General features: G+C 70.9%; 22 protein-coding genes. 6 read left to right on the forward strand and 16 right to left on the reverse strand.

Annotated elements, in window-relative coordinates:
• Nucleotides 1-27: 27 nt before the first annotated feature.
• The 5 genes from ACFVYF_RS37330 to ACFVYF_RS37350 form a co-directional block, all read right to left on the reverse strand.
• Entirely contained in the window at nucleotides 28-444 is a 417-nt protein-coding gene (locus ACFVYF_RS37330; RefSeq protein ID WP_389462499.1) for a PTS-dependent dihydroxyacetone kinase phosphotransferase subunit DhaM, read from the reverse strand.
• Nucleotides 437-1,036, reverse strand: a complete 600-nt coding sequence (gene dhaL / locus ACFVYF_RS37335) for a dihydroxyacetone kinase subunit DhaL (RefSeq protein WP_389462500.1) — start codon at nucleotides 1,034-1,036, stop codon at nucleotides 437-439. The genes ACFVYF_RS37330 and dhaL overlap by 8 nt, the downstream gene beginning before the upstream one ends.
• A gap of 45 nt (nucleotides 1,037-1,081) precedes the next feature.
• Nucleotides 1,082-2,074, reverse strand: a complete 993-nt coding sequence (gene dhaK, locus ACFVYF_RS37340; protein WP_389462501.1) for a dihydroxyacetone kinase subunit DhaK — start codon at nucleotides 2,072-2,074, stop codon at nucleotides 1,082-1,084.
• Nucleotides 2,075-2,353: 279 nt separating this feature from the next.
• On the reverse strand, nucleotides 2,354-3,049 hold the full coding sequence (locus ACFVYF_RS37345) for a type 1 glutamine amidotransferase domain-containing protein (RefSeq protein ID WP_389462502.1): 696 nt from the start codon (nucleotides 3,047-3,049) through the stop codon (nucleotides 2,354-2,356).
• Nucleotides 3,050-3,181: 132 nt separating this feature from the next.
• Entirely contained in the window at nucleotides 3,182-3,745 is a 564-nt protein-coding gene (locus ACFVYF_RS37350; RefSeq protein ID WP_389462503.1) for a PadR family transcriptional regulator, read from the reverse strand.
• An 86-nt stretch (nucleotides 3,746-3,831) separates the two neighbouring features.
• Between ACFVYF_RS37350 and ACFVYF_RS37355 the strand changes: the two genes are divergently transcribed.
• Nucleotides 3,832-4,233, forward strand: a complete 402-nt coding sequence (locus tag ACFVYF_RS37355; RefSeq protein WP_389462504.1) for a nuclear transport factor 2 family protein — start codon at nucleotides 3,832-3,834, stop codon at nucleotides 4,231-4,233.
• A 63-nt stretch (nucleotides 4,234-4,296) separates the two neighbouring features.
• On the opposite strand, the gene ACFVYF_RS37360 is transcribed toward ACFVYF_RS37355, so the two are convergent.
• Complete coding sequence (locus tag ACFVYF_RS37360; protein ID WP_389462505.1) at nucleotides 4,297-4,905, reverse strand: DUF305 domain-containing protein; 609 nt, start codon at nucleotides 4,903-4,905, stop codon at nucleotides 4,297-4,299.
• Nucleotides 4,906-4,975: 70 nt separating this feature from the next.
• Nucleotides 4,976-5,908, reverse strand: a complete 933-nt coding sequence (locus ACFVYF_RS37365; protein ID WP_389462506.1) for a DUF1996 domain-containing protein — start codon at nucleotides 5,906-5,908, stop codon at nucleotides 4,976-4,978.
• 382 nt (nucleotides 5,909-6,290) lie between these two features.
• On the opposite strand from ACFVYF_RS37365, the gene ACFVYF_RS37370 reads away from it, so the two are divergent.
• Nucleotides 6,291-6,593 (forward strand): cupin domain-containing protein, encoded by a 303-nt coding sequence (locus ACFVYF_RS37370; protein WP_389462507.1) that lies wholly within the window; start codon nucleotides 6,291-6,293, stop codon nucleotides 6,591-6,593.
• A gap of 85 nt (nucleotides 6,594-6,678) precedes the next feature.
• The gene (locus ACFVYF_RS37375) at nucleotides 6,679-7,665 is read left to right on the forward strand and encodes an NAD-dependent epimerase/dehydratase family protein (RefSeq protein ID WP_389462508.1); all 987 of its coding nucleotides are present in this window, start codon (nucleotides 6,679-6,681) and stop codon (nucleotides 7,663-7,665) included.
• A gap of 299 nt (nucleotides 7,666-7,964) precedes the next feature.
• On the opposite strand, the gene ACFVYF_RS37380 is transcribed toward ACFVYF_RS37375, so the two are convergent.
• The gene (locus ACFVYF_RS37380; protein ID WP_389462509.1) at nucleotides 7,965-8,198 is read right to left on the reverse strand and encodes a hypothetical protein; all 234 of its coding nucleotides are present in this window, start codon (nucleotides 8,196-8,198) and stop codon (nucleotides 7,965-7,967) included.
• Nucleotides 8,199-8,472: 274 nt separating this feature from the next.
• On the opposite strand from ACFVYF_RS37380, the gene ACFVYF_RS37385 reads away from it, so the two are divergent.
• Genes ACFVYF_RS37385 through ACFVYF_RS37395 form a run of 3 tightly spaced genes read left to right on the forward strand, consistent with a single transcriptional unit; the run spans nucleotide 8,473 to nucleotide 12,992 of the window.
• Nucleotides 8,473-9,939 carry an aldehyde dehydrogenase family protein gene (locus ACFVYF_RS37385; RefSeq protein WP_389462510.1) on the forward strand — a complete coding sequence of 489 codons (1,467 nt, stop codon included), beginning with the start codon at nucleotides 8,473-8,475 and terminating at the stop codon, nucleotides 9,937-9,939.
• Nucleotides 9,940-9,972: 33 nt separating this feature from the next.
• Nucleotides 9,973-11,517, forward strand: a complete 1,545-nt coding sequence (locus tag ACFVYF_RS37390; RefSeq protein ID WP_389462511.1) for a GMC family oxidoreductase — start codon at nucleotides 9,973-9,975, stop codon at nucleotides 11,515-11,517.
• The gene (locus ACFVYF_RS37395; RefSeq protein WP_389462512.1) at nucleotides 11,517-12,992 is read left to right on the forward strand and encodes an APC family permease; all 1,476 of its coding nucleotides are present in this window, start codon (nucleotides 11,517-11,519) and stop codon (nucleotides 12,990-12,992) included. Before ACFVYF_RS37390 ends, ACFVYF_RS37395 begins: the two co-directional genes overlap by 1 nt.
• Nucleotides 12,993-13,181: 189 nt before the next feature.
• On the opposite strand, the gene ACFVYF_RS37400 is transcribed toward ACFVYF_RS37395, so the two are convergent.
• The 8 genes from ACFVYF_RS37400 to ACFVYF_RS37435 form a co-directional block, all read right to left on the reverse strand.
• Nucleotides 13,182-13,808 (reverse strand): hypothetical protein, encoded by a 627-nt coding sequence (locus ACFVYF_RS37400; RefSeq protein WP_389462513.1) that lies wholly within the window; start codon nucleotides 13,806-13,808, stop codon nucleotides 13,182-13,184.
• Between the two features lie 376 nt (nucleotides 13,809-14,184).
• Nucleotides 14,185-15,906 (reverse strand): acyl-CoA dehydrogenase family protein, encoded by a 1,722-nt coding sequence (locus ACFVYF_RS37405; RefSeq protein WP_389462514.1) that lies wholly within the window; start codon nucleotides 15,904-15,906, stop codon nucleotides 14,185-14,187.
• Nucleotides 15,907-16,044: 138 nt separating this feature from the next.
• The gene (locus tag ACFVYF_RS37410; protein ID WP_389462515.1) at nucleotides 16,045-16,605 is read right to left on the reverse strand and encodes a PadR family transcriptional regulator; all 561 of its coding nucleotides are present in this window, start codon (nucleotides 16,603-16,605) and stop codon (nucleotides 16,045-16,047) included.
• Between the two features lie 351 nt (nucleotides 16,606-16,956).
• Nucleotides 16,957-17,451 (reverse strand): SDR family oxidoreductase, encoded by a 495-nt coding sequence (locus ACFVYF_RS37415; protein WP_389462516.1) that lies wholly within the window; start codon nucleotides 17,449-17,451, stop codon nucleotides 16,957-16,959.
• Between the two features lie 40 nt (nucleotides 17,452-17,491).
• Nucleotides 17,492-18,169 (reverse strand): response regulator, encoded by a 678-nt coding sequence (locus ACFVYF_RS37420; protein ID WP_389462517.1) that lies wholly within the window; start codon nucleotides 18,167-18,169, stop codon nucleotides 17,492-17,494.
• Nucleotides 18,166-19,467, reverse strand: coding sequence for a sensor histidine kinase (locus ACFVYF_RS37425; protein WP_389462518.1), 1,302 nt, complete (start codon nucleotides 19,465-19,467; stop codon nucleotides 18,166-18,168). The genes ACFVYF_RS37420 and ACFVYF_RS37425 overlap by 4 nt, the downstream gene beginning before the upstream one ends.
• Before the next feature lie 192 nt (nucleotides 19,468-19,659).
• Nucleotides 19,660-20,487, reverse strand: a complete 828-nt coding sequence (locus ACFVYF_RS37430; protein ID WP_389462519.1) for an ABC transporter permease — start codon at nucleotides 20,485-20,487, stop codon at nucleotides 19,660-19,662.
• Between the two features lie 101 nt (nucleotides 20,488-20,588).
• Nucleotides 20,589-21,524 (reverse strand): ABC transporter ATP-binding protein, encoded by a 936-nt coding sequence (locus tag ACFVYF_RS37435; RefSeq protein WP_389462520.1) that lies wholly within the window; start codon nucleotides 21,522-21,524, stop codon nucleotides 20,589-20,591.
• Nucleotides 21,525-21,804: the final 280 nt, after the last annotated feature.

The raw sequence follows: 21,804 nt of genomic DNA on the forward strand, positions 1-21,804 counted from the left end.
GGGCCGGGGCTCGCGCCATGCTCCGGATCACTCCTTGCGGTACGAGTACGCCTCCGCGGCCGCCGCCGCGACCGCCGCGAGGTCCGCGCCCGCCGAGGCCGTCACCACCGCGGCGACGGCGCCCTCGACGAAGGGGGCGTCGAGCAGACGTGTGTTCTCGGGGAGCTCGTCGCCCTCCGCGAGCAGTGCCTTCACCGTGAGGACCGCGCTGCCCAGGTCGGTGAGGACGGCGACCCCGCCGCCGCGGTCCACCGAGGCGGCCGCGGCGGCGATCAGCTCCGCGCTCGTGCCGAGACCGCCGTCCACCGTGCCGCCGGCGGGCGCCACCGGAGCGGTCGTGCCGCCGCCCGCCAGTCCCACCGCCAGCTCGGCGACGGAAGCGGCGACGGCGGCGCTGTGCGACACGAGGACGACACCGACGAGCTTGTCCCTTGCGTCACTCACCTGCTGCCTCCACGAGCGCGGCGATCAGCAGCGACGCCGACGTGGCCCCGGGATCCTGGTGCCCGATGCTGCGCTCGCCGAGATAGCTCGCCCTGCCCTTGCGGGCCTGCAGCGGCGTCGTCGCCTCGGCCCCGGACTCGGCCGCGGTCTTCGCCCGGGCGAAGGAGAACTCGAGCGCGTCGACCGCGGGCACCAGGGCGTCGATCATGGTCTTGTCGCCGGGCGCGGCTCCGCCCAGCGCCATCACCGCGTCGACCCCCGTGCGCAGGGCGTCCGTGAACTGCTCCTCGCTGACCTCGGCAGCGTCCCCGAGCGCCTTGCCCGTACGGCGCAGCAAGGTGCCGTACAGCGGTCCGGAGGCGCCGCCCACGGTCGAGATCAGCTGCCGCCCGGCGGTCATGAGCACCGCTCCGGGCGTGTCCGGTGACTCCTTGTCCAGCGTGGCCACCACGGCGGTGAATCCGCGCTGCAGATTGCTGCCGTGATCGGCGTCGCCGATGGGTGAGTCCAGCGCTGTGAGCCGCTCGGCCTCGCGGTCCACGGAGGCGGCGGTCGCCGCCATCCAACGGCGGAAGAAGTCGGTGTCGAGCACAGGATCTCCTTGGTGGTGCGTACATTTACCGGACGACGGCGGGACTCACATGCCCCAGCGCAGGCCCGGCGTCTTCACCGGCGCGTCCCACAGGCGCAGCAGGTCCTCGTCCACCTGGCACAGGGTCACCGAGGCGCCGGCCATGTCCAGCGAGGTGACGTAGTTCCCGACCAGGGTGCGGGCGACGGGCACCCCGCGCTCGGTCAGCACCCGCTGCACCTCCGCGTTGAAGCCGTACAGCTCCAGGAGCGGAGTCGCCCCCATCCCGTTGACCAGGACCAGGACGGGATTGCGCGGATTGAGGTCCTCCAGGACCGCGTGCACCGAGAAGTCGGCGATCTCCCGCGACGTCATCATCGCGCGCCGCTCCCGGCCCGGCTCGCCGTGGATGCCGACGCCCAGCTCCAGCTCACCGGACGGCAGGTCGAAGGTGGGGCTGCCCTTGGCCGGTGTGGTGCACGCACTGAGCGCGACCCCGAAACTGCGCGAGCTCTCGTTGACCTGTTCGGCCAGCGCCTGCACCCGCTCCAGCGGCGCGCCCTCCTCGGCGGCGGCCCCGGCGATCTTCTCCACGAACAGGGTCGCGCCGGTGCCGCGCCGGCCCGCCGTGTACAGACTGTCGGTGACCGCGACGTCGTCGTTGACCAGGACCTTCGCGACCTGGATGCCCTCGTCCTCGGCGAGCTCGGCCGCCATGTCGAAGTTGAGCACGTCACCCGTGTAGTTCTTGACGATGAACAGCACGCCCGCGCCGCTGTCCACGGCGGCCGCCGCGCGTGCCATCTGATCCGGCACCGGGGAGGTGAACACCTCGCCAGGGCAGGCCGCCGACAGCATTCCGGGGCCCACGAAACCGCCGTGCAGTGGCTCGTGCCCGGAGCCTCCACCGGAGATGAGCCCGACCTTTCCGGCCACCGGCGCGTCCCGCCGTACGATCAGCCGGTTCTCCACATCGACCGTCAGCTCCGGATGTGCGGCCGCCATGCCTCGCAGCGCGTCCGCGACGACCGTCTCCGCGACGTTGATGAGCATCTTCATGATGGGTACCTCCTGATGAGATCATCCTCTCGCAGTATCGGCGCTCATGAGGCGGCGGTCACGTGCAGGAACGGTTCGGGTTCCACGGGACGCGGATCCAGGGGTTCCGCGGATCTGCCGGGGTGGGCCATTTCCGGGCCGGAAGCCCGTGACCAGGGATACGGACGACGTCGCGCGTGACAGGGCGAAGCCCCGGCGGCGGCCCGGCACCGTCCGCCGGTACGGCGTCGGAGTGCCGGCCCGCCCCGGGGCGGAGTCCGGGTTCGGGTGAGCTTCCGCTCAGGCGAGCTTCTTCAGCAGCTCGGCGGCGAGTGGGGCGGAGGAGGCCGGGTTCTGGCCCGTGACCAGGTTCCGGTCGACGACCACGTGCGGTGCCCACGGCTCGCTCTCCCGGAAGTCCGCGCCCGCCTCGACGAGCCGGTCCTGGAGCAGCCACTTGGCCTTGCCGGCGAACCCGGCCTGCGTCTCCTCCGCGTTGGTGAAGCCGGTCAGCCGGTAGCCCGCGAAGGCGTTGGTGCCGTCCTCCTTGCGGGCGGCGAGCAGCGCGGCCGGGGCGTGGCAGACCACGCCCAGGGGCTTGCCCGACTCCAGGGCCAGGCGGAGGAGGCGGCCGGAGCCCGCGTCGACCGCGAGGTCCTCCATCGGGCCGTGGCCACCGGGGTAGAACACGGCCGCGAAGTCGTCCAGCCGCACGTCCTCCAGCCGGACCGGCCGCTGGAACTCGGCACTGGACGCCAGCACGCGTTCGACCCTGTCGGCGCCCTCCTGGCCGCCGTTGACCTCGGGCGCCAGACTTCCCCGGTCCACCGTCGGCACGACGCCACCGGGCGTGGCGACGACGACCTCGTGGCCGGCCGCCGTGAACGCCTCGTACGGCGCCACCGCCTCTTCCGCCCAGAATCCGGTCGGGTGCTTGGTACCGTCCGCCAGCGTCCAGTGGTCGGCGCCGGTCATCACAAAGAGAATCTTCGACATGCTCCGAAGGTAGGCGCGCCCACCCATAGGTGACCAATAGGCGGCCCGTTCTCAGCCATAGGCCATCCAATGGATCTACGGGAATACGGTCGGGCGATGCCGACGGAGCGCGCCTCACGGCCGGCACGGCAACTAGCCCCGCACAGTCGCCCGTTGCTCAAGAACCCGCAGGGCCCGCTCGGCCCACCGGATGTTCTCGCGCTCGAACGAACGGCCGCGCATCAGCGTGAGATAGGGCCCGACCCGCTCCGCCCCGGCCAGGAACTCCTCCTCGGTGCGGCCGTCGAGGATCCGGGTGCGCAGCCGGTCGTAGCGGGCCAGCTTGGCGCGCGCCCATTCCAGCCGCTCGGCGATCGCCGCGCGTACGGCGTCGCTGTCCCCGTCGTCGACGGCCTGGACCTTGACCAGGAGTTCGTCGCGGATGGCCGTGGGTCTGGGCGACTCGGCGGTGAACGCGTGCAGTGCCCGGCGGCCCGCCGCGGTGAGCGAGAACATGCGCTTGTCGGGCCGCCGCTCCTGCCGTACCAGCCGGGCCTCGATCAGTCCGTCGGACGCCATGCGGTCCAGCTCCCGGTACAGCTGCTGCGGGGTCGCCATCCAGAAGTTGGCCACCGACGCGTCGAAGCCCTTGGCCAGGTCGTACCCCGACGCCTCGCCCTCGAGAAGCGCGGCCAGGACCGCGTTGCGCAATGCCATGCGTCCCAGACTAGACGTTCGGACACCTCGGCGAGTAATCTCATCCACACCTAATCAAAAAGTTGAGTATGAAAGGTGGGTGCGCGATGAACCCCTTCCGCAAGGCGGTGGAGGCCCAGGACCACGCCGCGATCGAGGCGCTGCTGGCCGAGAACGTGGTGTTCACCAGCCCGGTCGTCTTCAAGCCGTACGAGGGCAAGGCGATCACCGTGGCCATCCTGCGCGCGGTCACCCGTGTCTTCACCGACTTCCGCTACGTCCGCGAGATCGCCGACGCCGAAGGCCGCGACCACGCACTGGTCTTCAGGGCGAAGGTGGGCGACCGCGAGATCGAGGGCTGCGACTTCCTGCACTTCGACGGGGACGGCAGGATCGACGACCTCACGGTCATGGTCCGCCCGCTGTCGGCGGCCCAGGCGCTCCAGGAGGCGATGGCCGCGCAGTTCGAGCGGATCGCCCAGGAGGCGGGGGAGGGGCAGGGCGCGTAGCGCCCCAGCCGGCCGGACCCGCGCTCACTCGCCGCACGAAGCGTGTGTGTTGCGGCGGTGCTCTCAACTGGGCATACGGCGCCGGTGTCCCGCGGTCGAGTTCTCCACGGTGGCCGCGAGCTTCGTGACGTCCGCGGCGGAGCCGTTGTCCTGCTCCGCCCGGGCCATGTTCTCCGCCTGGGTGAGGTGTTCCCGCAGCGCGGCCCGCAGCAGCGCGTCGAACTCCGCCCCGGACGCGGTCTTGAGGGTCTGGAGTTCCTCGGCGTTGACCATGCCCGGCATGTCATGGCCCTCATGCGGATTGCTGTCCGGGACGCCGGCGTCGGCGAGGAGCCCGCGAAGTGCGCTCAGGTGGGTGCGGTTGTCGCGTGCGACACCGGCCGCCCAGTGCTTGAGTCCGGGGTCGGCGCCGTGCTGCGGGGCCAGTTGAAGGATGGTGCCGGCCTGGTCGTCCATGGCGATGAGCAACTGGATCCAGGCGACGTCCGTGCTGTTGAACGTGCCCGTGCTCGCGCCGGCTGAGGAGACGGGGGCGGCGGAGGTTGCCGGGGCGGGTGTGCCGGCCGACTGCTGAGCGCCGGCGCACCCGGACACCGTCAACAGGGCGCACACCAGCGTCGCGACGAGGTGCGCGCCGCCCGCGCGGCCGACGCGTGCCGCGGCTGTCGCCATGTCCGTCTCCTGTCTCGGGGGCCGTGCGGTGAGCGGTACCCCGCCGGTGGGGAGCGGGGCACCGCACCGGTCAGGACGGATTGCCGTCGGCTCCGCACTTGACGATGGCGTTGATGCAGTTCGTCGTCCTGCGTGCCATCTCGGCCGTGGGCCAGGCGTTGAAGAAGTCGCCGTGCATGGTGTAGCCGGCTCCGGAGGCCAGTCGCAGCCCCTGAGCGCTGCCGGTGACGGGGTAGCGCAGCACCTGGCGCAGCTTCGGCACGGGGACGGGGTGACTGGCCGGGCAGGTGCCGTTCACCGGGTAGGCCATGTGGCTCTTGTGGTCGGCGGAGTCGAGGTCCTTGCCGTTCCAGCACTGCGGGAAATCGAGGTAGGACTCCAGCATCGAGTCGGCCGGGCAGGTCACGAAGTCCTTGGAGGGGTTGACCTCGCCGTGCCACAGACACGACCAACGGGCGATGGACGTGGGGTCGTTGGTGCCGGTCGCCTTCGCGTTGCCGGCCACGATCCGCAGGCCCTGGGGAAGGGGCTGGGTGCGCTGGATGACGGCGTCGTTCACGCCTTCACCCAGGTAGTAGAAGGTGGTTCCGGTGGGCTCGACCGCCTGGTTGTTGCGGTACAGGGTCGGCACCCAGTACGACGAGGTGTCCACGGCCGGGCTGCAGGTGCTCGACGAACCCAGCAGGTCCGTCACCTTCGTGTTGGCGTTGGTCACCCGGCTGCCGAAGAAGCTGTGCATGTGGGACGCCCCGGGCAGCCCCGGGTAGACGATCGGATCGTCCGGCAGCCGGTGGCTGTAAGGACATTCGGCCAGGAACTCCGCGACCCGGACGACGGCCGCCTTGTCCGCGGTCGAGCGATCCGCGCTGGCCGGCGACGAAGCCGCGTACAGCGCCGTGAGCACCAGGGCGAACGCCGAGAGCACGGCGACCCAGCCAGGACCTGTGCGCGCTCGGCCGGTGGCCGGGCGGGGGGAATCTGGTAACACGGCACTCCTCCTCATGCGGTGGGGGTGAGCGGGGGCCGGAAGCGGTTCCGGAACCGGTTCCGGGGCCCTGCGTCGTGAGTGAAGTCACATGTCATGGAGCTGTCAATAGTTCTCGTCGGCATTACTACGTCCGCGGGGGGCCGTGACTTCAAGACTTCAATACGGCCGCGGGGATGGGGCGTTCGCCCGGGGAGCGGGCGCTGTCGATGCTTCAGGAGGTTGACGCACGGGGGCGCGGCGGCGGGACGGGTGCCCGGGGTGCCCGGGGTGTCGAGGTCGGTGCGGGTGGCGCCGTGAGGCGGTGGGGTCACGTGTGTTCCACTGGGCTTGAAGCGGTGATCAGGTCCCTGACCTGGGGCCGAGGCCCGCGCACGGAAGAGAGCGAGGAGACGGTTCGATGACGACGACCGCCAGGGCGAGCGTGCAGCACGAGGACGAGCAGATCCGTGTCACCCGCTGGGACTTCGAGCCCGGCACCCGCACCGGCCCGCATCGGCACGAGCACGACTACGTGGTCGTGCCCGTGACCGACGGGCGCATCAGCGCGGTCGCGCCGGACGGCTCGGCGACCGAGTCGGACCTGCGGGCGGGCCGGTCCTACGCCCGCTCGGCCGGCGCCGAACACGACGTCGTCAACGCCGGCGACGGCCCGCTGGCCTTCGTCGAGATCGAACTCAAACACACCTCGCCCGCCTCCTGACCGCGGCGCCCGGCGAGGCTCCCGTCGGGTCTGCTGTCAGCGAAGCCCGGCGGTCGAACGGTGTTCTCGGTGCTTGGCTGTCGGCATGGAGATCTTGGTTCTGGGCGGTACGGCGTGGGTGGGGCGGGAGTTGTCGCGGCGGGCCCTCGCACGCGGCCATCGGGTCACGTGTCTTGCGCGTGGCGAAAGCGGAGACGTCGCGGACGGCGCGAAGCTGGTGGCCGCCGACCGCCGCGATCCCTCGGCGTACGAGCCCTTGCTCGACCGTGTGTGGGACGCGGTCGTCGAGGTGTCGTGGCAGCCGGGCTTCGTCCGTACTGCGCTCGACGCGCTGGCCGGCCGAGCCCGCCACTGGACCTACGTGTCCTCCGTCAGCGCCTACGCGGCGCATGCGGCGGCGGGAGCGGACGAGTCCGCGGCCCTGCTTCCCACCACCGACCGCAGCGAGGTCGGCCGTGAGCTGTACGGCGAGGCGAAAGCCGCCTGCGAACAGGCATCGGCAGCGGCCCTCGGTGACCGCCTCCTCATCGCACGAGCCGGTCTCATCGGCGGCCCGGGCGATCACAGCGGACGCTCCGGCTACTGGGTGGCCCGTGCCGCACGCGATCCGTACGGACCGATGCTGGTCCCCGACGCGCCCACGATGCCGACACAGGTCATCGACGTGGGCGACCTCACCGACTGGCTCCTCGACGCCGCCGAGGCGGGGACGACCGGCACCTACGACGCCGTCGGCCCCGTAGTCCCCTTCGGGGAGTGGATCGCGCTGTCCCGCTCCACGGGCCGGCACACCGGACCCGTGGTCACCGCCGACTCGGCATGGCTGCTCGCCCATGACGTGGTGCAGTACATGGGGCCGGAATCGCTGCCGATGTGGCTGGTCGAGCCCGGCTGGGAGGGCTGGTCGGCCCGCGACGGATCCGCGGCCCGTGCCGCCGGGCTGCGACACCGGCCGCGTCGGGACCTGCTGGCCGACACCCTGCTCTGGGAACGCGAGCAGGGCCTGGACAGAGACCGGCGCGCCGGCCTCAGCGCCGCCCGCGAGCGAGAGCTGCTCGGCGCCCTCGCCTGACGGATCCGGCCGCCGACTCCGTGGACGTGCGCGGCGCCGGCCCGACGGTCGGCGCGAAGGAGCCGATCACGTACAGCGCTTCGTCGTCGATCGCGTCCTTCTCCCAGTTCAGTGGGATCCGCACGGGGTGACCGTCGCCCGCCTACTCCGCGTCCGCCTGCTGCGCGTGGTCGCGCCGGGACTGCGCCGGCTCCCCCAACACCGCCCCGATGGTGGCCACTTCACCGGGAGTGCGCCGACCACCCGACGGGCGCTGTCGTCGAGCCCGACCGCCTTCCGCACCCTCCCGTCCCGCACCGTCACCTCGAAGTCCCGAGCAGCAGCCGCTCACCGGCGCTCGACGTCCGCGTGCAGGTGTACGAGGCAGGCTCCGCCCAGGCCGCCTCGCTGCCCGCCGCGGCAGTTGCCGCTCCGGAAACCCCGGACGACGACTCGCCCCCGCGGGCGGCAGTCCCGTACACGAGCGCGCCGGTCAGTACGGCCACGGGCACCGATCGGGCGCGGGAGGGTACGGGGGCCACGACGGTGGGCATGGCGCTCCTTCAGCAACGGCTGCCGTTATGACGCCGGACGACCCGAGGGCGTTCGGGCGGTGGCGATTCGTGCGTCGCCGGGACACCCCGCAGCGGCCCGCCCGGCACCGAAGCATCGCGGAGGGCCACGCCCCCGGCCCATAGACCAGCGGAGTCAACTTGGGCCCCCGCCCCGGCCGCCTGCGGTGTGCCGTCCTTGAGCGGCTTGCGTACTGCCGCAGGTTGGAGGTTCGGCGGCAGGACGGCACGGGGCCTGCAGGGAGGAGTGGCGGCGATGCCTGATCTGTTGATCGACGGCGCGTGGGTCGGGAGTGCGGCGGGCGAGACGCGGGAGGTGGTCAATCCCTACGACGCGTCCGTGGTCCGCACGGTCGACGAGGGCGGAGCGGCCGACGTCGACCGTGCGGTGCAGGCCGCCAAGCGGGCCTTTCACTCCGCGGACTGGGCGACCGCGCCGACCCAGCGGCGGGCGGATGTGCTGTTCCGGGTGGCGGAGTACCTGCTGCGGGACGTCGAGGACATCGCGCGGGAGGAGACGCTGAACACCGGCAAGACCCTTGCCGAGGCGCGCATCGACGTCCAGGACGTGTCGAACGCCTTCCGCTACTTCGCCGAGATCGCCGGCAAGGACGCGGGGCGCGTCGTGGACGCCGGGCCGGACGTCCTCAGCCGTGTCGTCCACGAGCCCGTCGGGGTCTGCGCGCTGATCGCCCCCTGGAACTACCCACTGCTCCAGGCCTCTTGGAAGGTCGCGCCGGCGCTCGCGGCGGGCAACACGTTCGTACTCAAGCCGAGCGAGATCACCCCGCTCACGACCATCTCCATGATGCGGCTCATCGAGGAGGCCGGCGCACCTCCCGGTGTGGCCAACCTCGTCCTCGGTTCCGGTGCCGTCGTCGGGTCGGCGATGACAGCGCATCCGGACGTCGATCTGGTGTCCTTCACCGGTGGCCTCGGCACCGGCCGCAGGATCATGGAGTCGGCGGCCCGCGAGGTGAAGAACATCGCCCTCGAACTGGGCGGCAAGAACCCGAACGTGGTCTTCGACGACGCCGACTTCGAGGCGGCGATCGACCACACCCTCGAAGCGTCCTTCCTGCACTCCGGGCAGGTATGCTCGGCCGGCTCGCGGCTGCTGGTGCAGGACACCTGGCACGACCGCTTCGTCCGGGAACTCGCCGACCGTGCCTCCCGCATCCGGCTCGGCAGCGGCCTCGATCCGCTCACCGAGAGCGGTCCGCTCAGCTCCTCCGAACACCGGGCCAAGGTGGAGAAGTACATCGACATCGGCAGGTCCGAGGGCGCGCGGGTGGTCACCGGAGGCCGGCGTCCCGACGACCCCGACCTCGCGCGGGGCTTCTTCCTGCTGCCGACGATCTTCGACGGCTGCGACCGGTCGATGCGCATCGTCCAGGAGGAGGTCTTCGGACCCGTGGTCACCGTCGAGACGTTCCGGACGGAGGACGAAGCGGTCGAGCTCGCCAACGACACCCGCTACGGGCTCGCGGCCGGGGTGTGGACCGGCGAGGCGAGCCGGGCGCAGCGCGTCGCCGGCCGGCTGCGGCACGGCACGGTGTGGATCAACGACTTCCACCCGTATCTGCCCCAGGCGGAGTGGGGCGGCTTCGGACAGTCCGGCGTGGGGCGCGAGTTGGGGCCCACGGGCCTGCGCGAGTACCAGGAGTCCAAGCACATCTACCAGAACCTCTCGCCCGGCCCGTCCGGCTGGTTCAAGGGATGAGAGGCGGAACACGGCATGGCTGGAGAGCGGTCCATGACAGATGAACCGGAGTACGACTACGTCATCGTCGGCGGCGGCACCGCCGGCTGTGTGCTGGCGGCCCGGCTGACGGAGGACCGCGACTGCCGCGTCTGCGTCATCGAGGGCGGCCCCAGCGATGTGGGCGACGACCGCATCCTGCGGCTGCGCAACTGGATCAATCTGCTCGGCTCGGAGTTCGACTACGGCTACACGACGGTGGAGCAGCCGCGCGGCAACTCGCACATCCTGCACTCACGGGCCCGCGTGCTGGGCGGCTGCTCCTCGCACAACACTCTCATCAGCTTCCTTCCGCTGCCCCAGGACCTGGACGAGTGGGTCGACCGGGGATGCACGGACTGGGGCCCCGATGTGCTGCTTCCCTATCGCCACCGGCTGCAGAACCAGGTCGTGCCGGTCGCCGAGAAGGACCGCAATCCGATCGCCCGCGACTTCGTGACCGCGGCGGTGGCGGCCCTGGGCGTCCCGGTGATCGAGGACTTCAACGCGCGGCCGTTCGCCGAGGGCGCCGGGTTCTTCTCCCTGGCGTACGAACCCGCGACCAACAAGCGCTCCTCCGCCTCGGTCGCCTATCTGCATCCCGTCCTCGACCGCCCCAACCTGACGCTGCGGCTGGAGACTTGGGCGTCCCGGCTGCTGCCGGACGAGGCCGGCCGGCTCACCCGCGTCGAGACCCGGGACAGCGAGGGCAGGACCATCACCGTACGAGCCGGGCGCGAGATGCTGCTGTGCGCGGGAGCGATCGACACCCCGCGCCTGCTCATGCTGTCCGGCGTGGGTCCCGCGGAGCAGCTGCGGGAGCTCGGGATCGAGGTGCGGGCGGATGTGCCGGGCGTCGGTGAGAACCTCCTCGACCATCCGGAGTCCGTCATCGTCTGGGAGACGCACGGGCCGCTGCCCCCGAACTCGGCCATGGACTCGGACGCGGGACTGTTCCTGCGCCGCGATCCGAGCGGGCCGCGCCCCGACCTGATGTTCCACTTCTACCAAGTCCCCTTCACCGTCAACACCGAACGGCTCGGCTACCCCGCGGTTCAGCACGGCGTCTGCATGACACCGAACGTGCCCAGGGCGCGCTCGGTGGGCCGGATGTGGCTGGCCGGCGCCGATCCGGCGCAGAAACCCCTGCTGGACTTCCGGTACTTCACCGACCCGGAGGGCCACGACGAGAAGACGATCGTCGACGGTCTCAGGGTCGCCCGCGAGGTGGCGGCCACCGCACCGCTGCGGGACTGGCTGAAGCGGGAGGTCGCGCCCGGACCGGACGTCCGCTCGGACGCCGAACTGTCCGAGTACGGACGCAAGGTCGCGCACACCGTGTACCACCCGGCCGGCACCTGTCGGATGGGGGCGGCCGACGATCCGCTGGCTGTCCTCGACCCGCAGCTGCGGGTCCGCGGCGTCAGTGGCGTACGCGTCGTCGACGCCTCGATCTTCCCGACGATGCCCACCATCAACCCGATGCTGACCGTGCTGCTGGCGGCGGAACGCGCGGTCGATCTCATCAAAGGCACGCAGCAGTCCGGAGAGGCGTCGTGATGGCCGGAACCAGTGATGCGACAGCGGGAGCGGGCTCGCCGGACGAGGCGCCCGCCTCCGAGTTCCGCAAGGACATGGGGCCGTGGGCGAACTTCGCGCTCGGCTTCACCTACCTGTCGCCCGTGGTCAGTACCTACACCCTGTTCGGCACCGCGCTCGCCACCGGCGGACCGCCGATGATCTGGGCGTTCCTGATGGCCGGCGCCGGCCAGTTCCTCGTCGCCCTCGTCTTCGGCGAGGTCGTGGCGCAGTACCCCATCGCCGGTGGTGTCTATCCCTGGGCCCGGCGCCTCTGGGGCAACCGGTGGGCGTGGATGACCGGGTGGGTCTACATGTGGGCCCTGCTGGTCACGATCACCTCGGTGGCGTACGGGGCAGGACCGTACATCGCGATCCTGTTCGGCTTCGACCCGACCGTGCACACCACCGTGCTGTGCACTGTGGTGCTCATCCTGGTGGCCGCCGTGATCAACTACGCGGGTACCAAGGCCCTTTCATGGGCGGCCGTCATCGGTTTCACCGGGGAGCTGGTCGGCGCGCTGGTCGTCGGCATCTACCTGCTGGTCACCCACCGCGAGCACGGTCTCGGCGTCATCTTCGACTCCTACGGCACCGAGGGGAACGGCAGCTACACACCGGTGTTCCTCGCGGCGGCCATCATCGGCTTCTACCAGTACTACGGGTTCGAGGCCTGCGGTGACACCGCGGAGGAGGTCGAACACCCCGGCCGGGTCATTCCCAAGGCCATGCGCCGCACGATCTACGTCGGCGGTGCCGCGGCCACCTTCACCTGCCTCACGCTCCTGCTGTCCGTGACGGACTACCACGCGGTCATCTCCGGCAAGGACGCCGACCCCGTGGTCAATGTCCTGTACGACGCGATGGGCCACGTGGGCGCCCGGATCGTGATGGGGGTCGTCCTCATCTCGTTCCTGTCCTGCACGGTCAGCCTCCAGGCGGCGGCCGGCCGGCTCATCTACTCGTACGCGCGCGACCGCATGATCTTCGGGCACCAGGTGCTGCAGAAGTTCTCCTCCGCCCGCGCGGTCCCCACCTACGCACTCCTCGTCGCGGCCGTTGTCCCCGCGCTGATCGCCTTCGGATCGCTGGTGTCCGAGGACGCCCTCACGAAGATCGTCTCGTTCGCGATCCTCGGTATCTACGCCTCGTTCCAGATGGTTGTCCTCGCCGCACTGCGGGCGCGGCTCAAGGGCTGGAAGCCCGCGGGTGAGTTCACGATGGGCCGCGTGGGAGTCGTCGTGAACGCCGGGGCGCTGGCCTACGGGATCTTCGCCATCATCAACATCTGCTGGGCCAGGACCCCGGAAGAGCCGTGGTACGACAACTACGTCGTGCTGCTCTGCGGAGGCGTCGTCCTGGTCAGCGGGCTCCTGTACATGTTCACCACCCACCACTACGGCCGAGGTGACGCCGCGTCAGGAGACGCGGTCCCGTCGGAGGGCGCTTCTTCATGAGGCCGTGGGCCCGGGGGTGGTGCTCCGTCGCTTCCCCCATGTACTGACGCGCCCGATTCGGCGGGTCACTGCACCGCAGCCGTAGAGCTGCGCCCGGCAGGAGCGGCCGCACGCCGATGACGGGACGGTCCATCGAATGCGGTGGGGGAAGTGCGAGGTGGGCTCTCCGGTGCGGAGGCCGGCGGGCGGCTACTTGGCTGTCGCGGCCTCGGGCTGCGGTTCGGCCGCTGCGGTCCCGGCGCCGGTCGCGGCGGAGTAGAAGACCGACGAGCCCTGCTTGGTGCGGTGAGCGTGGCTCTTGGCGACCAGGCCCTCCAGGGTGGTGCGCACGACGGTGGTCTTGATACCGCGGTCGGGGTGGGACTGTGCGAGCGAGGTGGAGACCTCGGCGGCGGAACGCGGTTCGCCCTGCTGCTCGAGGTGGCCGCGGATCAGCTCGACCAGGGTCGGCTTGGTGGCCGGCTTGGCGGCCTTCGCGGCGGGCTTCCTGGCCGCTGTCTTCTTGACCGTCGCGGTGACCGGCTTCTTCGGCTTGCTCTTCTTGGAGTCACCGGAGGCCTGCCGGGGCACGGCCGGCGCCGCCTTGGTGACCGGCTTCGCGGTGAGGTCCGCGCCGCCGGCGTCTCCCGCGGTGAGCGCCTGCTGCATGCTCACCAGCACGGTGTGGTCGTGCTGCAGTGCGGTGAGTTGCTCCTGCAGAGCCTCGATGTCCGCGCCGATACGTTCCTGCTCTTTGGTGTTGCGCTCCAGGTCACCCGCCACCTGGGCGATGTACTGCGACCTCAGTTCCGTGGTGTGGGAGTGATTCTCAGGCATCTCACGGGCCTTTCTTCAATTCGCGGCACGGCGCTGGGGGGAAACGCCGAGTCCGCCGAGGGATGGGGGAGTCTATCCCCGTTTGTGTCGGCCGGATCACCCAAAGGCACAACCTCGTTGACCAGTCAGGCCTTGGTAGTGGGGTCCAACCGCGTCGGCCCGGTCGCTGCGCACCGTCTAATCCGGCATCCAGGGCCCGCCGCGGCTCACCGCGCGAAGCTGTCCCTGAGTTCACCATGCATTGATGTGCCGGTTCCTGTCCAAGAAGACGGCGGCAGCCCGTCCTTCGGACAGGCTGCCGCCATTGACCCGGCCCTACCGTCGTCCCGTCACCGAGACAGGCCCCCCGGGAGCCGTGTTCGCACAGCTTGTGGCCTTACGGCGCCATCTCGTACGTCCCGGCCAGTGCCTCCACGCGCCCCCACACCCGGGCCGAGCGGGCGTCGTCGATGACAGGCCGCCGGACCGCGCCGAGCGCCCAGTGCTGTTGTTCCTCGGTGGCGGAGTCCTTGCCGTGCAGCTCGACGGCGTGCGAGGAGAAGTCGCGGACGAGGACGGCGAAGAGCTCGTCGAGCACGTCCTCCTCGCAGTCGGTCAGGGCCGCCTGCTCCAGGATGAGCTGACCGTGCACGACGAGTGCGAAGAGTTGACCGACCGCCAGCAGGAGGTCGAGATCGCGGCTCTGCTCCTCGTCGGGGGCGGCGGTGGTCACGAACGCGCAGAGGGCGTCGGCCTGTTCACGGAAGCGGCCGACGTTGGGCAGTTGGGCGTACGCGTCGAAGGCGGTGCGCCAGTCGTGGAAGCGAATGGCGCCCAGACCGCGGGCCGGACCCTGCCGGAAGAGGAACGCGTCGTCGGCCGCTTCGAGCCGGGTCGGTACGGGCGCGTACTCGGCCGGGTTCAGCAGGTGGTTGCGCATGAACTTGAGGATCAGCGCGAGATTGACGTGGACCGTGCCCTCCAGCTTGGGCAGGGAGCGGATCTCGGTGGCCGCCTGGGCGAAGTAGGTGTCCTTCTCGAAGCCCTTGGCCGCGATGACGTCCCACATCAGGTCGACGACCTTCTCGCCCTCGGTGGTGACCTTCATCTTGGTCATCGGGTTGAACAGCAGATACCGGCGGTCGTCGGGGCCCGCGGAGCGGAAGTAGTCGACGGCACGGTCACTGAACAGCTTCATGCCGACCAGGCGGACGTAGGCGTCGGTCAGTTCGCGGCGCACATGCGGGAAGGCGGTGACGGGACGGCCGTAGAGGATGCGGTTCTGCGCGTGGGTGACCGCCTCGTACATGGCGTGCTCGCAGATGCCGATCGACGCGGTGCACAGGTTGAACTTGCCCACGTTGACGGTGTTGAGCGCGGCGTCGAACGCGGCGCGACCGGTGTGCAGCACGTCGTCGGGAGCGACAGGGTAGCCGTCGAGGCGGAACTCGCTGACGTACTTCGAGGAGTCCACGACGTTCTGGACGAGGTGGTAGGCCGCGTGCCTGCTGTCCGCGGCGAAGAAGACGTACCCGTCGGGGCCTTCCACGTCGGTGCGGCGGCCGAAGACGGACACCAGCCCGGCCGCGTTTCCGTTGCCGATGTAGTACTTGGAACCGGTGGCGACGAAGCCTCCGTCGCCGTCGGGCTCCAGCAGCATGTCGGTGGAGTAGATGTCGGCGCCGTGGGTCTTCTCGGACAGGCCGAAGGCGAACACCTCGCCCTCGGTGAGCAGTTCGGCGGCACGGTCACGCGCGACGGCGTTGTCACTCTGCCAGACGGGGCCGAGTCCGAGGATGGTGACCTGCCACGCGTACCAGTAGTCGAGCCCGTAGAAGCCGAGGATCTCGTTGAGAGCGGCGATCCTGGCCGTGTCCCAGCGCTTGTCCGCCTGTCCGGGGGCGGCTGAGGCGGGGGTCAGGAAGGTCGCGAACAGCCCTTCCTTGGCCGAGAACGCGAGGAAATCCGCCAGCCAGGCGCGGGAGCGGTAGTCCTCGATGAGCCTGCGCTTGCCGCGCTGCTCGAACCAGTCGACGGTGGCGCGCAGCAGCCTCCGGGTCTCGGGGTCGAAATGCGCGGGGTCGTAGGTGTGCGGGTTGAACAGCAGCGGGTCGGTCATGAGGGTGGTGCACCTTTCGTGGTGGACGGCCGGAGAGCGGGCCGGCCCTGTACCGGGTGACGGTGCGGAGCCCGGACGGCCGGCGATGTGCGGGGATGCGGGGGCGGAACGGTGCGCGCGGGTGGTGCGGTGGTCGGCTCAGCGCCGGGGCCCGAGCCGGTGCAGGGTGGCGAGCACGTCGTCGAGCCAGGCGAGTGTCATGCGCTCGTAGGCGATGCCGCCGCGCAGGACGACGTGTTGCAGTTCCCGGCCGGCGTCGTTTCCCTCGTCGGAGGCCTCGGGTCCGGTGAAGTCCCGTTGCTCGCCCGCGAGATAGCGCTGAAGGCGTTCGGCGTGTGCCCGTCGGTGTCGTTCCACCTCGGAGATGAGCGCGGTCGGTTCGCTGAAGGCGGCGCCGCGGATCTTGACAGCGAGGTCGTGCCGGACGCTTTCGAGCTCGACCGGCTCGTCGAGCCACGCGGAGAGTGCGGTCCGGCCTGGTGGTGCGACGCAGTACTCCCGCTTGTCCGGTCGACCGTCCTGAGCCACCTCGCGCGCGTCGATCCAGCCGTCCGACTCCATGCGTTTGAGTACGCGGTAGATCTGCTGGTGGCTCGCGGCCCAGAAGTAGCCGATCGACCGCTCGAACCGGCGGGCCAGTTCGTAGCCCGAGCCCGGCTTCTCCAACAGGGAGACAAGGATCGCGTGTTCGAGCGCCATACCGCGATCCTGCTATGCAACTCGTTGCATAGACAAGCCGCGCCGCCGCGGTGAGACGCGTCTCACGCGACGGGCGCGCGGCGACGGTGTGCGAGGCGGCCCGCTACTTGACCCCGGCCGCGTCCAGCAGCGCGGCTGCCGTCGTCGTGCCGATGCCGGCGAGCGCCTGGGCCTGTACGACGGCCCGGGCGCTCGTGCCGTCGAAGACGATCGTCAACGCAGCTCCGGGCCTGACCTGCCGCGCGCCCGTATCCGCCGGACACGGGCGCGACTCTCCTCGGCGCATCCGGCCGGCCCCGGACGTCTGGGGCCGGCCGGTCGAGGGGGGTTCGGGGCCGCCCGCTCAGCCGGTCAGCTGGGGAACATGCCCGCGGTCGCGTTGACCCAGGTGCCCGTGATGCTGACCCCGGCATCGGAGGCGAGGAAGGTCGCCAGCGCGGCGATGTCGGCGATGCGGGGCGAGCGCTTCGTCATCCGCAGACTGTCCAGCCCGCCGCGGATGGCCTCCACGGCGGCCTCGTCCATGGCCGGGGCCCCCGCGGAAGTCAGCTTCTCGGGCGTGAGGGTGTCGGTGACGCCCGCGGTCCAGATCCCGCAGACGCGGACGCCGGACGGCCCGGTCTCCTGGGCGAGCTGGCGGATCAACGCGTCGATCGCACCGTCGGCCGCCGCGGTGCCGCCCATCATCGGGCTGCCGTTGGCCGACCCGCTGTTGAGGGAGAGGATCACGCCCGATCCCTGAGCGGTCATCCGGCGAGCCGCGGCCCGCGCGGTGATGAACTGGCAGGCGATGCCTTGCACGACCGGCCGGGTGTAGTCCTCCACCGACAGCTCGGTGAGCGGCACGCCCTGGAAGTCCCCGCGCGGTACGAGGTTGAGCGAGATGTCAACCGGGCCGGTCGGTCCCGACGATGCCGGCCTCGTAGGCGATGATCACGGCCTGGACGCGGTCACGGGCGCCGATCTTGGCGAGGACCTTGCTGACGTGGGTCTTGATGGTGGACGCGGACAGGACCAGCCGGTCGGCGATCTCGCTGTTGGTCAGTCCCTGGGCGATGGCCAGCAGGACCTCCCGCTCGCGCCCGGTGAGCCCGGCCAGGCGGGTTCCGCCCGGCGCGGTGCCGGCGGGATCCGGGTCCGGGGTCCGCTGGATGAAGGTGTCGAGCAGCCGGCGGGTCAGTGCCGGGGCCGCGACGGCGTCTCCGGCGGCGACGGCCCTGATACCGGCGAGCAGTTCGTCCGGCAGCGCGTCCTTGAGGAGGAAGCCGCTCGCCCCGGCGCGCAGCGCGCCGTAGGCGTACTCGTCCAGGTCGAAGGTGGTGAGGACGAGCACGCGTGAGCGGCTCCCGGACGCGACGATGCGGCGCGTGGCCTCGATGCCGTCGACACCGGGCATGCGGATGTCCATGAGGACCACGTCGGGCCGCAGCTCCGCCGTCCGCCTCACGGCCTCGGCGCCGTGTCCGGCCTCCCCGACGACGCTGGTCTCGGGATGGGCGTCGAGCAGCATGCGAAAGCCGAGGCGTTGCAGCGGCTGGTCGTCGACGATGAGCACGGTGGTCATGGCCGGTTCTCTCCAACGGCGGGCGGAAACAGGGGCAGGACGGCGTGTACGACCCAGCCACCGCCGTCTGCCGGCCCGGCCTCGGCACTGCCCCCGGCGAGGGCGGCGCGCTCGACGATACCGACGAGTCCCTGTCCCGGGTGACCCGCTGGTCCCCGCGCCGGTGAGCCGTCGGGCGGGCCGCTGTCACGGACGCTCACGTCGGCCTCCCGGTCGGTGACCCGCAGGGCGACCTGGATGGAGGTGGCGGCTCCCGCGTGCTTGAGGCTGTTGGTCAGGGCTTCCTGGACGATGCGGTAGACCGCGAGCTGGACGCCCGGCGCCATGGAGTCGTGGGGTCCGGCGGTGCGGTAGGAGATCCTCGGCCCGGCGGCCTGGGTGCGCTCCAGCAGGGCGGCCAGGTCGGCGACACCCGGCTGCGGATTCAGCTCGGGGGTGCCCTCCGGCCCGTCGGGCCGTTCGCGCAAGGCACCGAGTGTGCGCCGCAGTTCGGTCAGTGCCTGACGGCCGGTGCCCGCGATGATCCGCAGGATCTCGGCGCCGCGCGCGGCATCCGGGGCGGCCGCGGCACCGTCGGCCAGGCCGATGATGACGGCCAGGTTGTGGCCGACGATGTCGTGCATCTCCCGGGAGACCCGGGAACGCTCGGCGAAGACGGCGAGCTGCTCGCGCTGTTCGCGTTCGACCTCCAGGCGGGCCGCCCGGTCGGCCAGCACCACGAGCTGGGCCTCGCGCACCCGGACGACCAGCGCGACCGCGATGGCCGCGGTCGCGGCGCAGTACAGGAAGAAGAGGATCGTCAGGGACTGCTGATGGAACGGCCGGATCAGGAAGGCGGCCACGCCGAGCGTCACCGCCGTGCACAGCGCCGCCCACGGCAGTCTCTTGATCCAGTCGTAGCGGGCCATCGAGTAGAGGGCGATGATCAGGCCGGTGACCGTGCTGCGCAGATCCAGGCCCAGGGACCACTGGAACAGACAGCACGTCACCACCGCCGCCAGTACGACGGACGGGGCGCGGCGCCGCCAGACCAGGGGGAGTGCCTGTCCTGCCAGCGACGCAAGGATCAGCGGTGTGACGTCCGGATGGGGGCGGGGGCCGTGCCCTTCGTCCGGCACGAACAGATTGAGGGCGCCCATCGCCAGGACGAACAGGGCCAGGAGCGCGTCCAGCAGGACCGGATGCGCACGGCTGATCCGGCGCAGTCCGTGGGCCAGGCCGACGGCCCGGCGCACCAGGGGGCTGCTCCACAGCGCGTCGAGTTCGAGCTCGCCGGGCGGGAGGTCGCCGCCCCGCACAGTGCCCCTTCGGGCCGTCCGCAAGGTGTCGCCCGTGGCTCCTTCGCCGGTCCGTACGGCGCCGTGTGTGCCCCCTTTGCCGGTCCGCACCGTGCCGCCCTCTCCCTCGGGTCCGCTCCGCCCGGGTCGCAGGTCTCCGCGATCACGGTGAGGCGATCGCGGAGACCTGGGTCTGTCCATGCTCCGAGCCTGTCACGCGTCGGAGCGCTTGAGCCGCCAGACGGCACCGGCGACGGCGACGGCGACCCACCCGACGAGGACCGCGAGGCCCGCTCCCGGGCTGAGGGTGTTGCTCGCCTGGTGGAGGGCGAACATCGACCCGCCGGCGTTGCTGGGCAGATAGGGGCTGATGTCGTCCTTCAGCGAGGTGGACAGCAGCCCGGTGAACAGCGGCAGCAGCATGAGGACGGCGACCAGGGCACCGATGCCCCCGGCGACCGAACGCACGAGCGCGCCGAGCGCCACGCCCAGGACACCCACGAGGGCGAGATACGCCCCCGCTCCGAGGAGGCTGCGCAGCACGCCCGAGGACGAGACACCGAGCACGACGTCCGTGCCGTGCAGCACGCCCTGCGTCGCGAAGAAGGAGACGAACACACCCACGACGGTCAGCAGGAAGGCGACCGCGCCGTAAGAGGCGATCTTGGACCACAGCACGGGCAGTCGCGTGGGAACGGCCGCGAGAGTGGAGCGGATCATGCCCGTCGAGTACTCCCCGGCCATCACCAGAACGCCGAGCACACCGAGGGCGAGCTGGGCGAAGTTGATCCCGCCCAAAGCGATGGCGATGCCGTCCCTGGCGTCCGACCCCGGCCCGCGGCCGTCACCTCCGGACGAGTAGGTCCCGGCGAAGATCAGTCCGAACCCGACCAGGATCACCAGGCTCAGGCCGAGCGTGATCCAGGTGGAGCGCAGCGACCAGAGCTTGGCCCATTCGGCGCGCAGCACGCGCGGGCCGGTGACCTTGTAGACGGGGCGGGTCCGCTCGGCGGTGGACTCGGCGGTGAGTGCGGTGGTCATGCGGTGCTCCCGACAGGCGTGCTCGTGGTGGTCATACGGTGCTCCCGACAGGCGTGCTCGTGGTGGTCATGCGGTGCTCCCGACAGGCGTGCTCGTGGTGGTCATGCGGTGCTCCCGACAGGCATGCTCGTGGTGGTCCCGTGGTACTCGACGGCCTCACCGGTCATCGCCATGAAGGCGTCTTCGAGCGAGACGGCCTGCGGGGTGAGTTCGTAGACGGGAATGGAGTGCTCGAAGGCCGTCGTGCCGATCTGCCGTGCGTCCAGGCCGGTGACCTGGAGCTCCTCCGAGCCCGCGGCGCCGGTGATCTCCACGTCCGGGCCGAGCAGCAGCTCGCGCAGCCGGGCGGGGTCGCCGGTGAGGACCTTCACGCTGTGCCCGCCGGCGTCCTGGATGAACTGCTCGACGGTGGTGTCCGCGAGCAGCCTGCCCCGGCCGACCACGATGAGGTTCGTCGCCGTCATCGCCATCTCGCTCATCAGGTGCGAGGAGACAAAGACGGTGCGTCCCTCCGCGGCGAGGCCGGTGAGCAGCCGGCGGATCCACAACACCCCCTCCGGGTCCAGCCCGTTGACCGGCTCGTCCAGCATCACCGTCCGCGGATCGCCGAGCAGTGCCGCCGCGATGCCCAGGCGCTGGCCCATCCCCAGGGAGAACGCGCCCGCGGGTTTGCGGGCGACCTGGGTGAGGCCGGTCATCTCGATGACCTCCTCCACCCGGCGGCGTGGGATGCCGTGGGTGAGGGCGAGGGAGTTCAGGTGGTTGAAGGCGGAGCGGCCGGGGTGGATCGACTTGGCCTCCAGCAGCGTCCCCACCTCCTGCAGCGGAGCCCGGTGTTCGGCGTAACGGCGTCCGTTGACCCTCACCGAGCCGCTGGTGGGCGCGTCAAGGCCGACGATCATCCGCATGGTGGTGGACTTGCCGGCGCCGTTGGGGCCGAGGAAACCCGTGACGACACCCGGCTTGACCGTGAAGTCGAGACCGTCGACGGCGGTCTTCTCGCCGTACCTCTTGACCAGCCGGTTGATTTCGATCATTTTCCGTCCCTGCGTGTCGGTGGCGAGGCCGGTCCGTGCGCGAGTCCGCCGGGGGCCGTGTCCCCACCGTAGGAAGCGGGATGGGTGAAACGCCGGTACCGCGGGCTGAACCTCGGCCGCGGACGGTACCGGGGTACCGCGCTTCCGTGAGCCTCAGGGATGACAGGGCGCGGGCCGGACCGGGAGGTGTGCAAATCATCCCCAGGGCCTCCTGCGCATGGATGAATCCACCACTTCTTGGCCGCTCGGGCGACGGTTAGCGTCGCTGTCCTGGGCGGAC

Origin of the sequence: Streptomyces sp. NPDC058274, assembly GCF_042881375.1 — a bacterium.
Taxonomy (GTDB): Bacteria; Actinomycetota; Actinomycetes; order Streptomycetales; family Streptomycetaceae; genus Streptomyces.

Excerpts from the sequence above, each read along its gene's own strand:
- ACFVYF_RS37365 (WP_389462506.1), bottom strand. The coding sequence starts at position 5,908 with ATGAGGAGGAGTGCCGTGTTACCAGATTCCCCCCGCCCGGCCACCGGC.
- ACFVYF_RS37435 (WP_389462520.1), bottom strand. The coding sequence starts at position 21,524 with ATGATCGAAATCAACCGGCTGGTCAAGAGGTACGGCGAGAAGACCGCC.
- ACFVYF_RS37410 (WP_389462515.1), bottom strand. The coding sequence starts at position 16,605 with ATGGCGCTCGAACACGCGATCCTTGTCTCCCTGTTGGAGAAGCCGGGC.
- ACFVYF_RS37385 (WP_389462510.1), top strand. The coding sequence starts at position 8,473 with ATGCCTGATCTGTTGATCGACGGCGCGTGGGTCGGGAGTGCGGCGGGC.
- dhaK (WP_389462501.1), bottom strand. The coding sequence starts at position 2,074 with ATGAAGATGCTCATCAACGTCGCGGAGACGGTCGTCGCGGACGCGCTG.
- ACFVYF_RS37375 (WP_389462508.1), top strand. The coding sequence starts at position 6,679 with ATGGAGATCTTGGTTCTGGGCGGTACGGCGTGGGTGGGGCGGGAGTTG.
- ACFVYF_RS37400 (WP_389462513.1), bottom strand. The coding sequence starts at position 13,808 with ATGCCTGAGAATCACTCCCACACCACGGAACTGAGGTCGCAGTACATC.
- ACFVYF_RS37370 (WP_389462507.1), top strand. The coding sequence starts at position 6,291 with ATGACGACGACCGCCAGGGCGAGCGTGCAGCACGAGGACGAGCAGATC.
- ACFVYF_RS37420 (WP_389462517.1), bottom strand. The coding sequence starts at position 18,169 with ATGACCACCGTGCTCATCGTCGACGACCAGCCGCTGCAACGCCTCGGC.
- ACFVYF_RS37360 (WP_389462505.1), bottom strand. The coding sequence starts at position 4,905 with ATGGCGACAGCCGCGGCACGCGTCGGCCGCGCGGGCGGCGCGCACCTC.
- ACFVYF_RS37390 (WP_389462511.1), top strand. The coding sequence starts at position 9,973 with ATGACAGATGAACCGGAGTACGACTACGTCATCGTCGGCGGCGGCACC.
- ACFVYF_RS37380 (WP_389462509.1), bottom strand. The coding sequence starts at position 8,198 with ATGCCCACCGTCGTGGCCCCCGTACCCTCCCGCGCCCGATCGGTGCCC.
- ACFVYF_RS37395 (WP_389462512.1), top strand. The coding sequence starts at position 11,517 with ATGGCCGGAACCAGTGATGCGACAGCGGGAGCGGGCTCGCCGGACGAG.
- ACFVYF_RS37355 (WP_389462504.1), top strand. The coding sequence starts at position 3,832 with ATGAACCCCTTCCGCAAGGCGGTGGAGGCCCAGGACCACGCCGCGATC.
- ACFVYF_RS37405 (WP_389462514.1), bottom strand. The coding sequence starts at position 15,906 with ATGACCGACCCGCTGCTGTTCAACCCGCACACCTACGACCCCGCGCAT.
- ACFVYF_RS37345 (WP_389462502.1), bottom strand. The coding sequence starts at position 3,049 with ATGTCGAAGATTCTCTTTGTGATGACCGGCGCCGACCACTGGACGCTG.
- ACFVYF_RS37350 (WP_389462503.1), bottom strand. The coding sequence starts at position 3,745 with ATGGCATTGCGCAACGCGGTCCTGGCCGCGCTTCTCGAGGGCGAGGCG.
- ACFVYF_RS37430 (WP_389462519.1), bottom strand. The coding sequence starts at position 20,487 with ATGACCACCGCACTCACCGCCGAGTCCACCGCCGAGCGGACCCGCCCC.